We start from the raw sequence: 15263 nt of genomic DNA on the forward strand, positions 1-15263 counted from the left end.
ATGAAACCAATCATGAAGAAATTGACTATTGGTGCGATAGCTGCTGCTACTTTTGGCAGTTTACTTATTGCTGCACCTAGCTATGGCATCAGCATTAACGATTTTTTTAGTTCTATTGTTTCGGATCTTCAAAGTGAAGTTGGTGAAATTCAAACCTGGGCATCTGATGAGATTAACAGTGCTTGGGCTGACATCAAAGAAAACGCTAATGCGGCAATTGATAGTTCTATCGGACAATTGGGTGCGCCTGACCCAATTGCTTCGGCTGATCAATTGAAGGATTCACTTAAGGACGATTATTCTTATCCTGTCGCCCAAGAAAAAGCACAGAAGCTCTCACGTGACCTAGCTTTGGCTTCTGTCGCTAGCGTGGTCAGCGAAAAAGGACAGCAGCAAACTCAAGAAAAAATTGATACTACTGCACAAATTGCCCAGCAAGCAAAAGATATTTCTGATCAAGCTCAGGACATGGATGCCTCTCAAAACGTTCTCAAAGCGATCGCTGCTCAGAACGGCTTAATTGTGTCGATGTTAGCAGAACAACGTACTGATTCGCTGTTAGCCCGACAGGACAATGCTTACTCTAACCTGATGCTGACCCAAGTGGCGGAGCATCTTGACTCCCAACGGAAAAAGGAGAACTCCGAAGAAGATGGCAGATTGTCTCTACTACATGAAGTCGTACTTAATGCACGGCTAGATCCTACTTCTGCTGACTGATGTAGCGTTCAAATATCTTTCAAAATTACTGTATTGAGCAAGGATTCAAATCATGTTTTTACTAGCGCAATTAGATGGTGGCGATTTAGCTGATTTAGCAAGAGAAAATGCAGCTTCAGTAGCACAAGGATTTGATGAGCTTTGGAACGAAACTATTACAGGTGGTGTTTATTCAGCAATTTGTACAGTCGGAGCTTTATTCGCTATAGCAACACTAACTTTCTTCGTCGTTGAATGGACAAAAAAAATGATGGCGGGGGAAGAACAAAGAGCTTATACTGATTTTATTTGGCCGTTAATAGTTGTCTATCTCCTAAGTAATAGCGGAGATGCTTTAGGAAAATCAACTTTGGGGATTAGAAACTATATTAATAATGTAAATAATATAGTTCTTAGCAAGGCTGCTGCGGGAATTGACCTCAAGCAAGCGTATGAAAGTGCATTGGGAACTGAAGCAGCACGTAGCGCTATTGGTATTGCTGTAAATAAATGTAGAAATTCATCTTTAAGTCAACAAGAAGAAATCAACTGTTTGAATCAAGCTAAAGAAGATTTAACCAAAAAATATCCAGATAAGTTTAACAAAAATAATGGAGTTTTTTCTTGGTTTGTAGATGCAATTGATGGCGCTATCGATGCTTTTAATGATGTGAAAGATGGTAAAGCAAATGGAATTGATTTAATTTTATCTCCTATTAATGCTTTTGTTGGGTCTGCTGTTACTGACATAGTTACGATAATTTTAGTCGGAATGAATGGGGCTTACCAATGGGGAATTGAACTGACTATGCTCGTAACAGCACTGCTGGGGCCTATAGCTGTTGGTGGCTCTCTGCTACCTTACGGAGCTAAATCAATCTACAGTTGGTTAGTCGGATATTTCAGTATAGGTTTTGGCAAACTTTGCTTCAATATCATTGTTGGTTTCGCCGGGCAATTAGTCGCTGATTCTAAATCTTATCAGCCAATGTTTTTCCTATTTACAATTGGTATAATTGCGCCATTCTTAGCTACAGGTTTAGCGGCTGGTGGTGGCGTTTCTGTTTTACTTCAAATTAATAAAGCTACTGAAACTTACAGTGGCATTGCCATTGAGGTTGCTAAAGGTGTTGCTACTAAAGGTGGTAGTTTAGTCGGAAAATTAGCTAAATAAAACGTAAGAATTCAGCACTCAGGATTCAGAAGCCAGAATTTAAAAGCAATGAGCGGATAACTCTTCTATTGATTGAAAAGGATTCACTCTTCTTCTCCAACATTCTGACTCCTGGATTCTGACTCCTGGATTCTGACAATAAAATCTATGCTAAATCATCAAAATAAACCTCAACCAAAAGAACCATTACAATTACTTAGTTACAACAAATATGTAACAACAAGAGTTGGAATAATTTCTCTGGCTGGGTTTTCAATGGCTGCACTTTCTCTGCTATTACAATTCCTAAATTATGGAGTAATTAGTGTTTTAAATAAAAAACAATTGGCATTAGTACAACTTTCATCAGGAGAGACAATTACCGCTAGAGCAGTAGACCCAAAAGAACGGTCTGATGAAGTAATTAAAAAATTTGTATCTGATACGTTTATTACTACGTTTAATTGGGATGGATTAGTAAAAATATTTAATGAGAAAGGAGAACCTATCACTAAGCAAGATACTGGGGTAGAAGTAGGTAGACTTAATAAAAAATCTAATAGTAAGGTTACGACTAGAGCCTATGATGCTGCATTTGCTTTAAGTGAAAATGAAGGATTTCGCCCCGCCTTTCTCAAGAAATTAGCATCAATCACTCCGACGGGTGTATTCAATGGTGATACTCAAGTATCTTTAATCCCCAGATTCATATCTCAACCACGCCAAATTAAAGCAGGGAAATGGGAAATAGATTTTATTGGGACGCTGGTAACTTTTGAGCGTGAGAATAACTTAGGTAAAGGAATTGCTTTCAACAAAACCGTTACAGTTTCTTCAATTTCTAATCCAGAATATATCCCAGCTAATACCACTGATTTAGCCAAGAAGATTTATGCAGCCCGTCGCGCCGGATTAGAAATTACCGAAATTGTAGATTTAAACTTCGGGAGAAGGAAATGAGTGAAGAGAATAATAAAAATGGATCTGTATCGACTTTAGAGGATTTGCTTAAAATAGATGATGTTAATAAAACTAATGGTAATAAAGCACCAGAACCAGAAAGTTTATTAGTACCAACTAAGCACACATTTGTTACTTCTCCTTGGTCAAGACTAGCAATAATTGCTGTCCCTTTTGGAGTTGGATTTTTAGCGATATTTTTGATGCTCAATGGTGTTTTCAATCCCGCACCATCACCAAAGATTGGTCTGAAAACGCAGGAAATACCGACCACTGAACAAGCCCAAGAAAGTGATGATGGAGACGGTGATGCGCGTGCAAAACTCGCTCTGTCGGATCAAGAAGATGAGTTAGGTCGCATTAACAAAAATAGATTTGACCAACCAGCGCCAGTACCAGTTTCAGTAGACCAAAAGGTTGTGCCATCTAACCCACCATCTCCACGACCTGCGCCACGGAGTGTTCAAAATACACAATCACGTCGCGTAACTCAGACTACTCCACAAGCGATTAGAACCTACACTCCGCCACCAACACGCACGAGTTTTTCTCCAAGATCCTCTATATCTGCACGGACAGTAACGCCCCTAGATCCCCTTGAGCAATTGAACAAACTCCGTGGCATCGGTTCTTACGGCAAAATCGCATACGCCGAAACTAGCACCAGCAAACAATCTTTATTAGATCCGGATCTTTCTCAAGCAGTTCAAAATCAACCGAATGAACAAACAGATACAAATAATTTTGACCAAACCACGCCGCAAAACTCAAGCGACTCGATTGAAAAGATCCGCCCCAGGTGGCAAGCAACTTCTAAAGTTAACAAGATTACTTTAGCTAACAATTATTTACCTCAAGAAAGCCAAATTCTCCAAGGCAAACAAACTCGCTACCTTACCGTTGGCACTTTTGCTAGTGGTGTCCTTGTTACATCTTTAATTCAAGCCACAGTTAATAATTCAGGGCAGACACAGACACAAACACCAACCTCTAATAACACTAGGTCTGTCGCTAGACTGCAAGAGGATTTACGCGATAACTATGGGCAAGTGGCAATTCCTTCGGGAACAATGCTAGCAGTCGAGTTAGCTTCAGTTGATGGCGGCAGTTACGCTGTCGCTTATGTCAGAGCGATCATATTAGATAATACAGAATATCCTATTTCTGCGGGTGCGATTTCCGTGACAGGAGTTGGTGGTACACCCCTAATAGCTCGAAGATTTCAGGACAGGGGTGGCGAGATTGCCCGTAGTGACTTGTTTGGTGGTGCTGTGTCTGCATTGGGGAAGGTTGGGGAGATTATGAACCAACCGGATAGTGAAGAAGAAATTTCTGATGAATTCACAGGCAGGATTCGCAGACGTAGTAGTGGCAATCAGCGCAATCTCACTGGTGCGTTAGTAGAAGGTTTTTTTGGTCAAGTTAGCCAAAACATCAGCCAACGTAATCAACGTAATACTCAAGAAATTACTTCTCGCCCTAATACTTGGTTTATTCCACAGGGAACCAAAGTTACCTTTAATGTAAATCGCTCTTTAGAGTTGCCATGAAAAGCATAATTAACATAGTTACAAGCGGCACTCTAGCGTTGGCTCTCGCCGCGACTCCACTATCCACAATTGCCGCACCAGTCGTTCGCATCATCAAACAAACTCAAGCTAGTGGGACGCAGGCCAAACTACAAACTATCAACGTTTGGAATGGTCACGGTGTGGCAATTTCTTTCTATGAAATTGGCGAGACTATCAAAAAAGTCTGGTTAGACGATCCGTCGCAAATTCTGCTTGACACAGATGGTTGCTTAGAGGGGCTGGATCAGAATTGCTCTAGCCCCGGCGCGGGACTGATTCATCTGCGACGGATCAAAAGAGTAAACATTCCCGGAATACCGCAAACATCTACCACTTTGTTAACAGTAATTACGCAGTCATCCTCTGGGGAGCGTAAGGCTTACAGTTTTCGGCTAGCAACAAGTAATGGCACTCCTAAATATAGTCAGGTAACGATCCAGAATGATGTCGCACGAGGACAAACAGCCCCGAAACCTCAATTGCAATCATTAGTTAAAACACAGCAAACAATTAATCAAATTCGAGGCGGTATTGTTGTCGCTATTAGAAGTGGATGGATTAATCAGCAAGATGAACTACATCAACGATTGCAAAAGTTAATCGGTTATTTACAAGCAGGTGATGACATTTCTACTGCTACTAATAAGGCTTCTGTCTCTCAAGACTTAGTTAATAAATTAATTGCTTTGAATAATAATTCTGATAATTTAAGACAAGGTAATAGTTTATGAAATCATCTTTTCGCCTCAATGATAACGCCTTACGTTACTTCATTTGTTTTGGTTTATTAGGTAGCTTATTTCTTCATAGTTTTATAAAATATGGGCTATTGAACTCTTTAGTAGGCTTTTTGCTGCCCAAGGCTTCAGCACAAGTACCCATTGTAAATTCTCCTAATGGGTTTACTCCTGATTGGTCGCGCTTGCGTTTTAGCGACATGATTATTTCTGAAAGTAACAGTGTTACCTACCCAGGCACAAGAGGTACAGAAACTAGAACCTGGACGGCAGGACAAAGCATTAGCGAGTTTATGGAACTGGGAGATTTTGAAACACCTCAATTAGCAATAGAAAATTTAAATCTCTCAACCATAGCTTCAGTACAAGGAATCAATTTAAGTAGGTTAACATTAGATGATTTTCAATTAACTCAATGGCAGACCTTACCAAATTTGGTCAAAGCCGTTCCTAATTTGGGTAATAGAAATGTTAATAGTGTTATACCTATCCGTGATTTTGCTAGAAGATTTGGCATTAATGGCAGCACAATTGCTAATCTCAGCCGCTATGAGAATTTAAGTAATGTTCAACTTGGTCGAGTAATTAATTTAAAAAATTATCCTTTGACATCCATTCCTAATATCCAGAACACATCTATTAATCGATTTGGGAATTGGCAAGACTCCAGAATTGATGGTGTACCAGGATTATCAACACTCACCTGGGATAATTTACCGGGGTTGAGAACACTTGACCTTTCATTTGTTGCTTCATTTGATCTGCCATTGGGAGATATTGAGGCTAACCGTACCCGTTCCATATCTGGTAGCTATCAAGATGGCTTTAATGTTCCCTGTCTACAAAGCAATTGCGCTCATGCGGAAATGTCCGGCATTGGTGAGACTACTGGAACACAGTGGATATCCGGGAAATTCCAAAAGGTTAATGGTGGATTTGGCATTTTAAAAGCTCTCAATGATGGTCAAGAGCCTACTGGCAGGAACCCCTTTGGCTCTAGTTTTAAGCAAGTTGTTTGGAATATTGATGAAGGCAGTGGAAAGGTGGAGACTACTATGTTCTTCCGCATCTGCAAAACTATACCCTTCATTGGTCGCACTTGCAGTCCATACTTCATTGGGCCTGTACCTTTTATTGAGTACCGAGAGAAAGACCCTATCGTTCTTGGTCAACCAGAATAGGGTGTTGGGGGTAGGGTGTTGGGTGTAGGGAAGACGGTATTGGTGGGGGCAAGTGACCCACTGGTTATTGAGGCTAATTCTTCCCCTATACCCCACACCCCACACCCAACACCCTGCCCCTTTGGGGCTTGGTGAACCCAATTCTCTACCTTAAATATGAGCAAATCTTTCAAAATAAATAGCGCTAATCCTCAAACATTTCAGTTTGAGCAATTACAAAATCCTTCAGACGCAATTGGCAAGTACACTCACTCTCTTTTCACCCCCAATGGACTAACAGTTTTATCCTTGCTTGGCGCTTACATTTTGCTCAGGGTATTTTTTGGCGACTCTAACAAGAAGAAAATTGCTACCTCTTATTGGGGTGGAGCTAAAGAAACTGCTACTGCTCAGAAAAAAGCCATCTTGCAAATCGCCAATCCCCAATGTGATAGTGCGGCACTTTACATTGGTAAGCATCAGGGAAAAGGTGCTAATACTACTTTTTATATTCCTGATGTGCAAAGAGGTACGGCAGTCATTGGCGCTCCCGGTAGCGGTAAAACATTCAGCGCCATTAACCCGATGATTTACTCGGCAATTGATCAGGAATTTCCATGTATAGTTTATGACTTCAAATACCCTTCTCAAGCGAAAGTTGCTGCTTATGCTAAATATAAGGGCTATGATGTTCACATCTTTGCACCGGGATTTCCTGAATCTGAAGTTTGCAATCCTTTAGATTTTCTTCGGGATAGTAGTGATGCCGAATCGTCCCGACAAATTTCCACTGTGATCAATAAGAATTTCCGACTTTTGGGCAATTCAACTGAAGATGGTTTCTTTGGCCCGTCGGGGGATCAGCTGACTCAGGCAATTCTGATGTTAGCTAAAGAGTTCGGTCAATTCGCAGATGTTATGACTTGCGCCGCGATACTTTCTAGCGAACAAATGGTCAAACGCCTGATGGCTGCTTCTCTCAATCCTTGGGTAAAAATTGCTTTTGGGCAACTGTTCAGTTCTGCTGCATCTGAAAAAACTGTTGCAGGCATTGTTGCTACCGCCAGTATTATGTTCACTCGCTTTATGGCGAAAAACACCTTGGGCTGTTTCATCGGTAAGACAACTTTACCTTTGGAAATTAAAGGTAAGCAGATGATTATTTTTGGGTTGGACAGAGAACGCCGAGATGCAGTAGGGCCTCTCATGACCAGCATTTTACACATGACCATCGCCCGTAACATTGCCAAAAAACGGAAAGATCCACTGATCGTTGCACTGGATGAATTACCGTCTATTTATCTGCCTGATTTATATAGATGGCTGAATGAATCTCGTTCTGAGGGCTTCTGCGGTCTTATCGGCTTCCAAAATATGGGGCAGCTTGAGAAGAACTACGGTAAGGATATTGCTAAGGCGATCCTGGGGGCTTGCAGCACTAAGTTTATATTCAATCCTGGTGAGAACGAGTCAGCCCAATTATTCTCCAACTTCTTGGGTGATGAAGAGATTAAGTACAAGCAAAAAAGCCGTTCTACTGGTAGTAAAAATAATAGCACTAGTATTAGTGACCAAGAGAAAACTAGAAAGCTTTTTGAATCGGCTCAATTTCTCAAACTAATTGCTGGCAAATGTGTTTTTATTAATCCGGCTTATGCCAATCAAAAGGAGGGGTCTGTTCCTTTACTCAAAACTATCAAAATTAATGAGTCACTCAAAAATATTGAGAAATACAATCAACTTAAATGGGCAAGAATTGTCAGTTTATTAGCTAGAAAGAGTACACAGAAATTTCCCTCACAGCAAGATTTAGCTTTGCGAGTTAAGCAAGTTGATTCACGCTTTCCGCTTCCCGAAAACCCTCAAGCTATTTCTAATAATTCGGGACTAACATTCAAAGAAGTCGGCAGCATGATTAATCAAAACAAATCTAACAGTGGAATTTGATTATTATGAAAATGATTATTGAAGAATTAAAAATTAGCAGTTTTGAACTAATTCAGACACTATCTCAAGAGAAAATTTTAGCAAATGGTAGTTTTATTGATATTAGTCTGCCTCCCCTGCAAATTATTCAGGAGTTTAAGACTTTATCTAAAACTAGACGAAAGCTGAGGAATTTGGGCATATATACTATCATCAACCTAAAAAACACTTACATCCAACTAAATCAAGAATCTTGTCTGAAAATTGTTAACCGATATATTCACGGTATCGGCTGGCATGATTTGCAGTATATCTGTTTTTTAGATATTCAAAAGGGCAATATTTATATTCATATTATTTTTAATCGCATTACGCCCCAAGGTAAACTCATCGATATCAAATGCTTGGGGGCTAACTGGCAACAATATGAGGTTCTACGCCAATCTTGTTCTCTCATCATCGACAACCCTGTTCATAACAAATATTTGCAAAGACGATTCTGTAACTGTTGTGGTTAGACAAGAATGTAGAAAGAAAAGCTGTTCTTGAGCAGGGAGAGAATTAACCCTATTCTATTCTTCACTCTCGGAAAACAATAATCGAAGCAAGAGTCTGAAACTTTGATTGAGCTAAGGTTTGAACCTTTATTTTCTAACAGTAACTAAAATTTCTTGCCAAAATCTGAAAACTAAAGCTGCAAAAGCCTTACAGGGATTAGCTTTCCCCAGATTGACAAAACAGGGTTAAATTTTTCTCATTCCTCCCCTGCTCCCCTGCTCAAGTGCCTCTTTTGACCCTTTATCCTTTACTCTGCTACACCCAAATAAATATGTTTGATGAACGACATTTGCAACTCACTTCCGCTTACGCTAGAGCTAGTCAGCATTTTATTAGAGATTTTATTTATCCTTTGGGAGAGTTTATTTATAAATCAATCGAATCAGCTATTGATTTAAAATGTCGAATTCAAATAGGAGAAGAAACTTATTTTCTTACTCCTGATGAGGATGGTGGTTGGAAATGGTCTAAAGGTAACTTTGAAGGTGTAACAGATGAGGAAATAGAACAAGTAGAAGAGACGATGGCATATTTATTGCCTAAACTTCTCCCCGGTAGTAATGATATAACACCACCGAATTTTCCTCCTGATCCTGATTTACCTCCAGTTTTACCCAACCCGAATTTTCCTAAAAACCTTCCTCCTTCGGGTACAGTCGTTGACTTTTTAAGTATACAAGTCGAAAGCAATAATACTCTGGAATATCAATATTTTACAAACAGAAATGATTACGTCACGGATGCAGGTGAAATCAAAGATATATCATTTGCTCAAATTGTAGATAATTCCTCCATTTTAGAAAAAGATGTTGTACAAAAGAATGATATTCATGAAGACTATGAGCAGAGTGAAGTGACTAATTTTCATGAAGTTGGCGATGAGCATTTAACAGTAGAGTTGATTAGCAACCACACAATTCCTATAACTAGTGAAAAACTCGAGCCAAAAAATACTCAACATATCCCTCATCACCCAGAACATATTGATCCGCAACATTGGCACGAACTCGTAGTAGGAAGTGCGATCGCACCAGAAATTGCACATCTCAACTTCTCTAGTCTTCATTTTAGCTATGTCGGTGGCGAACATGAAGCTTGGGAACGGCTCATGATCAGCGACAAACTCTCACGTACAAATACAGGTAGCCTCTCTACTAGGCTTTTAGAACTCTATTCCCACTTAGATGCAGGTGGCTGGTGGTGTAATTCAGGAGTAGACCCGCGCACATTTGCTAATCTTACCCCTGGTGAGCAACCTCAAGTTAAAGAATGGGGATGCTATAAGCCAAACCGCCCCAGACTCAAAACCGTAAAAAAAGATGGGTTCACTGTTGCGGTTGAAGGCAAGTTCATCAAATATGAGCATCCACCATCAGTTGATTTGAGTATTTTCTTGCTAGATGTCCCAGGCGTGATTGCCCAAAATATTTACTCAAAAGCTGGAGTAAACCCCAGCGATAGCGATCGCTTGAGTGGTTTTTGGTATTGTGTGTATAAACACAATATCCCACTTGTCATTACAGAGGGCGCGAAGAAGGCGGCTAGTCTACTATCGCATGGTCACGCAGCCATCGGACTACCGGGAATTTCCTCCGGCTATCGCTCACCTAAAAACGAGTGGGGCAAGAAAATTGGTGATTCTTATCTGGCTGATGAGTTAGCTGTTTTCGCAACTTCGAGTAGAGAAATCAAAATCTGCTTTGATTATGAAACTAAGCCTGAAACTAAGCTCAATATCCAAAGAGATATTTGGAAAACAGGAAGCTTATTACAAGAATTTGGTGCTGTCGTTAAAGTAGTAACGCTGCCAGGGCCAGATAAGGGTGTAGATGATTTTATAGTCACGCAGGGAGGAGAAAGTTTTGAAAAGCTATCTGCCGGGGCTATAGCTCTAGAAGAATGGCATCAAAATCAACTTGATAGCTTACGTTTTACTATCAAGCTCAAAGATGGCACAGTCAAAACAATTGAAGACGAGGCAGGAGGCAGGAGGCAGAAGGCAGAAGGGAAGAATTTGGTGGGGGATTTAGACCCCCACTTTAGGAGTGCCACTGAAATCTCTGATTCAGTGGGGGACTCAAACCCAAGCTCACTCTGGTCGCGGCAGGAGGCAGAAAGCAGTTTTCCTTCTCCCAAGGGGAGACGCGTTCGCGGAGCGTCTCGCAGAGAAGCGCGATCTGCCTCCTGCCCTCTGCCTCCTGCCTCCCTTGTTGATCAACAAAAAGGAGACTCTACTGTGACAGATGCTCCCGAATTAGAAGCAAACATTGGTGTATTTCACAAGAATCGTCGTCAACCATTTATTGACCCTGGTTCACAAATTATAGATATAAAAGTTATTGATTCAGACATTATTCATTTAGATGTTGCCCTTGAGCCAGCCCAGCCAACTGAAACTCCTGTAATTCCACAAAACACAAAAAGCATTAGTTCCTGGGCTAAAAAAGAAAATGTTACACTTTATGAGCCTAATTTTTTTAGAAAGCGCCTAGAAGCTAGCGAGAATAAACAAATAGCTTTTGCTGCTTATACTTTGTTAAAAAAATATGGTGTTGAGGCTAAAGATGAACAACAGCAGACCAGTGGCAAAATCTACCATGCTGATGCTTTTGTAATCAAGAATCATGGTGCTGATAAATACAGTATCTATCGTCGTCATGATGATGTAGAGTTAATGACTTTTCAAGCTGATAAATGGGGACACGTAGGCAATATTAAACTTTCCTACACAGAAATAGAGCCTGAACAAAAAATTTGGAGAGAAAAACAAATTAACATTCTGCCTATTGAAAGGCAGGAGTTTTTGTTAGTGGCTGACTACCTCAAAGCTGGTAAAGAATTGCCCTCTGTTGATGAAGACCCTCGCAAAATAGCTTCTGTCTTGAGTTCGGTTTCACCTAGTGGCACACACAATATTTTAGAAAGCTTCAAAGAAAACGAGGTATTAAAAATACTCACACAAAGTATTAATAGGTTCGAGAAAGACGATTTAACCTTGGGCAATTACCGGATTCTTTTTCGACAAACCACTGACCATACATCTACTCTGCAATTACTCAAAACTGAACACAATGGTACAAATCGGGAGGCTGTTCGCTTTCAGTTTGAGAAAACTGACACTGGTATGACTCATCAAGTCCAAGCGATGGCTATCACTGAAGCTGATTTAGAGAAGTTAAGACTGTTGGCTCAAAAACTGCATATTAATTACAAAGATTTGTTTGGCAACCCGACAGACACCCGTGACATCGACCTGCCCGTTCATCCCGAAATTACCCGTAATTTAGACGAGGAGCAGTCACACCAATCTACTCAACCTACACCCAACGTACCAGATTGCAAGACACAATCACACCCACAAGAAGCAAGCTTTAATTCTCCAAAACAAGACAACGGTGTGCTACCACTACATCCAGTTTTAAAACAATATTGGGAGCAGTTAGAAAAAGATGGTTCAAGTCATGAGACTGTAGCGCAAGGACATTTAGAATTTCAATCTAAAATTCAGCAAACTGGCAAGCTGACTATTGGGGAGCAACGTGAACTTTACCAAAAAATTCTCCTTCAAAGTCAATTCGAGCAGCAGAACATTGGGCAAACTGATATTTGTCTTCCTCCTTTGAGTGATGTGATTCAGGATTTGCTCAATACTCGTAGCCAGATTATTAACAATACCTATACGCCCAAGGTTGAAGTACATTCCCAAAAATCTCACATTCCACAACAACCTACTAATAATTCACAGGAATTAGAATTGTAATACCTATGCAATCTAGCTCAGTAGCCGAAACCATCACTATCATCAACCGCAACAGTGGCTTTTCTGACAACCAAATGGCCTACAGACTGTCGCTGATGATGGAGAAACACCCACCTTCACCGTCAATAACCCCCGCACTAGACCCCACACAGCGCGAAAATATTATTGGTGAGATGAGAAATACTTTAGACCTGTCCCAAAATGCTCAAATTACTGAAGATTACAGGCAATCCCTTAAGGAAAAATACTACCAAGAGTACGCCCAAAAATTTGGTTTAAATAAATCTGAGGGAACACCTGATATAGATAACTCAACAAGAGTTGAAGATTTGATCAATGAAAAGAAAAAGACATTCTTGCAGCAGATATTAGAAACTAAAGGGCGCAAACTGCCTTTTGTTGACAGCCAACAGTCAAAATTGGTTGAGACTGAAAATAATCAGGTTGTTAAAAAGTCTCTGATTCCTGCACTAATGAATATTATCGTTACAAAGGGACAAGATACTATTGGTGGTCGGGTCTATGAAGGCATGGCTTATCAATTAAATTTGTTGATGAGAGAAGGTATGCAGCGTCTGACTGTTTGGCGCAAAAGTGATAATCAATCGGCTTTTAGTGCTTATAAAGTAGATGATAACGAAGAATACAAAGTAATACACAATCACCTTTCACCACAAGAAACACAAAAGCTGATCAACTTTGATATAAGAGTGCAACAGCAACAGCCACAGCAACAACAAAACGAGCGTTCTCCTGACGGCCCAGAGTTAGACTAACTAAAATACCCGACAAACAACCCAAGAATGTACGCACTTACTAAGACATATCGCTTAGTCACCCGCTCGAATTGTGACCAGGGCGAGATGATAACAGCTAATACTATGTAATACAATGCTTGTAAAAAATCGTTGTGCCCCAGTTTGATGATTGCCGCTATCATCAAAGCCGCAAAAATTAGAACTTCCACTCCTGTTTCAATCCTGTCCCAAAGTTTCACATCATACAAGTAACGCATCAACTCACCTCTGTTATTTGAGGCACATCCTACCATCAACCCCATATATCTCGTCATCTTTGTAAGGAAATATAATGGTGAATTTGGTTCCTTGTTTGGCTACCGAATCTACCCTCATACTCAGTCCGTGAGCAGAAGCCACCATCCAGGCAATATACAACCCCATTCCTCTGCCCGGCTTATCAGATAACTTACTTTGGGGCGCTCTCCAAAACGGAATAAATATATTTGATAGCTGTTCGGCGGCAATCCCACAGCCGGTATCTTCAATCTCAACAATTAAATCATCATCTTGATTGAGCAGTCTTATAAATATATCTCCTCGCAAGGTGTACTTAATAGCATTAGTTATGATATTGCATAACATTCTGTCAATACTTATGCTGTCACCCCGTACTTGCGTTTCATGCTTGTATGTTACTTGCGTTTCATAGTGGAGATTTAAGGAATGATACTCTGCTATTACCTTGTATTGAAAATATAGCTTTTGTAAAAAATCTAACATATCAAACTGCCTTAACGTTGCTAGACTAGGTTCTAAATAAGGCGTTCTTCTATCAACCAAGCCCAGTCCTCGCTCATTCATTTCTTGCAAACCTATCAAAAGAGGTCTGATTTCTTCTAAAGACTGTCCATAAGCACCATCAATTATCTGATTCAGCACTAATGATGTGGCTCTAAAACTGCTTGATACATCATGTAACAGAGATGAGAAATCCAATTGCTTGCTTAGAGATTCTTGCTCCATATATGCTTCCCAAGATAGATTGTGATTTTCGCTACTTTTATGAATGCTAATTAAATTTTCTTTCATCTAGAATATTTTTATTTTAGACTGAAAAAATTTTTATCCACTCAGACTTTAGTACTAATACTTTTACTTAATTTTGACTGCCATATTTTTCTAAAATAACTGTTTCCAGTTTACGTTTATATATATATATTAAAACACTTAGCATCAATAAATGTGATATAAATATTGAAGTATCTAACAATCGAAACAATCAAAGCTTTATATGATTCGATTAGTACTTATTGAGGATGAAGAGGTATTCAGACTCGGCATCACTACTGCTATTCAACAGCAACCAGATATGGAGATGGTCGCTAATGCTTCTACTGGTGAGCAGGGTATTAATATCGTCAAACAGTGGGAGCCTGATGTTGTCCTTGTGGATATCGGTTTACCCGACATTTCTGGAGTCGAGGTCATTAAGCAAATCAAGATTTATCGCAGTAACACTAAAGTTGTTGTCCTTTCCTGCAATTCTTCTCAAGAAATTGTCAATGCTGCTATCGGCAGTGGCGCTGATTCTTATATTCTCAAAAAAAATAACATTTCTTTGATTTTAGAGGCGATCAGAACCACTCATAATAATAAAAGTTTATTTGATTCCGAAATTATTAAAAGAGGTTTGTTAAATCTTCTTCACAAGCCCAAAATCAAAGGGAAAATCTTTGATGACCACTTAACCGAGCGAGAAATTAATGTTTTGTCATTAATCGCTGCCGGATTATCTAATAAGGAGATAGGTCACAAGCTGTTCATTGGTGAAAACACGGTCAAAAATCATGCTAGGAATATTTATTCTAAATTAGGTGTTGATAATCGCATCAATGCTATTCTAAAAGCCTCTGAACTCGGCTATATCTCAAACACTGTTACCCAAGTTAGTTAACCCGTATTTCTCACAAGATTCCCTGCTTTGATGGAGCAGAGGAGC

Annotated in this window: 13 protein-coding genes; 11 read left to right on the forward strand and 2 right to left on the reverse strand. The window is 39.9% G+C overall.

Annotated features, from left to right (window positions below; genetic code table 11):
• The 10 genes from GJB62_RS31380 (at nucleotide 1) to GJB62_RS31430 (ending at nucleotide 13300) form a co-directional block, all read left to right on the forward strand.
• Nucleotides 1-720 carry a hypothetical protein gene (locus tag GJB62_RS31380; protein ID WP_114083231.1) on the forward strand — a complete coding sequence of 240 codons (720 nt, stop codon included), beginning with the start codon at nucleotides 1-3 and terminating at the stop codon, nucleotides 718-720.
• A 52-nt stretch (nucleotides 721-772) separates the two neighbouring features.
• Nucleotides 773-1873, forward strand: coding sequence for a hypothetical protein (locus GJB62_RS31385; protein ID WP_114083230.1), 1101 nt, complete (start codon nucleotides 773-775; stop codon nucleotides 1871-1873).
• Nucleotides 1874-2020: 147 nt separating this feature from the next.
• Nucleotides 2021-2812 carry a hypothetical protein gene (locus GJB62_RS31390; RefSeq protein ID WP_114083229.1) on the forward strand — a complete coding sequence of 264 codons (792 nt, stop codon included), beginning with the start codon at nucleotides 2021-2023 and terminating at the stop codon, nucleotides 2810-2812.
• A complete protein-coding gene (locus tag GJB62_RS31395) occupies nucleotides 2809-4362 on the forward strand; it encodes a TrbI/VirB10 family protein (protein WP_114083228.1) in 1554 nt (517 codons plus the stop codon). The genes GJB62_RS31390 and GJB62_RS31395 overlap by 4 nt, the downstream gene beginning before the upstream one ends.
• Nucleotides 4359-5114: a hypothetical protein gene (locus GJB62_RS31400; protein ID WP_114083227.1), complete on the forward strand. Its 756-nt coding sequence runs from the start codon at nucleotides 4359-4361 to the stop codon at nucleotides 5112-5114. Before GJB62_RS31395 ends, GJB62_RS31400 begins: the two co-directional genes overlap by 4 nt.
• Complete coding sequence (locus tag GJB62_RS31405) at nucleotides 5111-6301, forward strand: hypothetical protein (protein ID WP_114083226.1); 1191 nt, start codon at nucleotides 5111-5113, stop codon at nucleotides 6299-6301. The genes GJB62_RS31400 and GJB62_RS31405 overlap by 4 nt, the downstream gene beginning before the upstream one ends.
• A gap of 156 nt (nucleotides 6302-6457) precedes the next feature.
• Entirely contained in the window at nucleotides 6458-8227 is a 1770-nt protein-coding gene (locus GJB62_RS31410) for a type IV secretory system conjugative DNA transfer family protein (RefSeq protein WP_114083225.1), read from the forward strand.
• Between the two features lie 5 nt (nucleotides 8228-8232).
• Complete coding sequence (locus GJB62_RS31415) at nucleotides 8233-8724, forward strand: relaxase/mobilization nuclease domain-containing protein (RefSeq protein ID WP_114083224.1); 492 nt, start codon at nucleotides 8233-8235, stop codon at nucleotides 8722-8724.
• Nucleotides 8725-9035: 311 nt separating this feature from the next.
• Nucleotides 9036-12524, forward strand: coding sequence for a DUF3854 domain-containing protein (locus GJB62_RS37725; protein ID WP_245246233.1), 3489 nt, complete (start codon nucleotides 9036-9038; stop codon nucleotides 12522-12524).
• A 5-nt stretch (nucleotides 12525-12529) separates the two neighbouring features.
• Nucleotides 12530-13300, forward strand: a complete 771-nt coding sequence (locus GJB62_RS31430) for a hypothetical protein (RefSeq protein WP_114083223.1) — start codon at nucleotides 12530-12532, stop codon at nucleotides 13298-13300.
• Here the strand turns inward: GJB62_RS31430 and GJB62_RS31435 are convergent.
• A complete protein-coding gene (locus GJB62_RS31435) occupies nucleotides 13297-13539 on the reverse strand; it encodes a hypothetical protein (protein ID WP_114083222.1) in 243 nt (80 codons plus the stop codon). The genes GJB62_RS31430 and GJB62_RS31435 overlap by 4 nt on opposite strands.
• Nucleotides 13540-13552: 13 nt before the next feature.
• Nucleotides 13553-14353 carry a sensor histidine kinase gene (locus GJB62_RS31440; protein ID WP_245246234.1) on the reverse strand — a complete coding sequence of 267 codons (801 nt, stop codon included), beginning with the start codon at nucleotides 14351-14353 and terminating at the stop codon, nucleotides 13553-13555.
• A 202-nt stretch (nucleotides 14354-14555) separates the two neighbouring features.
• Between GJB62_RS31440 and GJB62_RS31445 the strand changes: the two genes are divergently transcribed.
• Nucleotides 14556-15218: a response regulator transcription factor gene (locus GJB62_RS31445; RefSeq protein WP_114083221.1), complete on the forward strand. Its 663-nt coding sequence runs from the start codon at nucleotides 14556-14558 to the stop codon at nucleotides 15216-15218.
• The last annotated feature ends 45 nt before the right edge of the window (nucleotides 15219-15263 follow it).

The sequence above is a fragment of the Nostoc sp. ATCC 53789 genome (assembly GCF_009873495.1).
GTDB lineage: Bacteria > Cyanobacteriota > Cyanobacteriia > Cyanobacteriales > Nostocaceae > Nostoc > Nostoc muscorum_A.

Excerpts from the sequence above, each read along its gene's own strand:
- GJB62_RS31380 (WP_114083231.1), top strand. The coding sequence starts at position 1 with ATGAAACCAATCATGAAGAAATTGACTATTGGTGCGATAGCTGCTGCT.
- GJB62_RS31385 (WP_114083230.1), top strand. The coding sequence starts at position 773 with ATGTTTTTACTAGCGCAATTAGATGGTGGCGATTTAGCTGATTTAGCA.
- GJB62_RS31390 (WP_114083229.1), top strand. The coding sequence starts at position 2,021 with ATGCTAAATCATCAAAATAAACCTCAACCAAAAGAACCATTACAATTA.
- GJB62_RS31395 (WP_114083228.1), top strand. The coding sequence starts at position 2,809 with ATGAGTGAAGAGAATAATAAAAATGGATCTGTATCGACTTTAGAGGAT.
- GJB62_RS31400 (WP_114083227.1), top strand. The coding sequence starts at position 4,359 with ATGAAAAGCATAATTAACATAGTTACAAGCGGCACTCTAGCGTTGGCT.
- GJB62_RS31405 (WP_114083226.1), top strand. The coding sequence starts at position 5,111 with ATGAAATCATCTTTTCGCCTCAATGATAACGCCTTACGTTACTTCATT.
- GJB62_RS31410 (WP_114083225.1), top strand. The coding sequence starts at position 6,458 with ATGAGCAAATCTTTCAAAATAAATAGCGCTAATCCTCAAACATTTCAG.
- GJB62_RS31415 (WP_114083224.1), top strand. The coding sequence starts at position 8,233 with ATGAAAATGATTATTGAAGAATTAAAAATTAGCAGTTTTGAACTAATT.
- GJB62_RS37725 (WP_245246233.1), top strand. The coding sequence starts at position 9,036 with ATGTTTGATGAACGACATTTGCAACTCACTTCCGCTTACGCTAGAGCT.
- GJB62_RS31430 (WP_114083223.1), top strand. The coding sequence starts at position 12,530 with ATGCAATCTAGCTCAGTAGCCGAAACCATCACTATCATCAACCGCAAC.
- GJB62_RS31435 (WP_114083222.1), bottom strand. The coding sequence starts at position 13,539 with ATGCGTTACTTGTATGATGTGAAACTTTGGGACAGGATTGAAACAGGA.
- GJB62_RS31440 (WP_245246234.1), bottom strand. The coding sequence starts at position 14,353 with ATGAAAGAAAATTTAATTAGCATTCATAAAAGTAGCGAAAATCACAAT.
- GJB62_RS31445 (WP_114083221.1), top strand. The coding sequence starts at position 14,556 with ATGATTCGATTAGTACTTATTGAGGATGAAGAGGTATTCAGACTCGGC.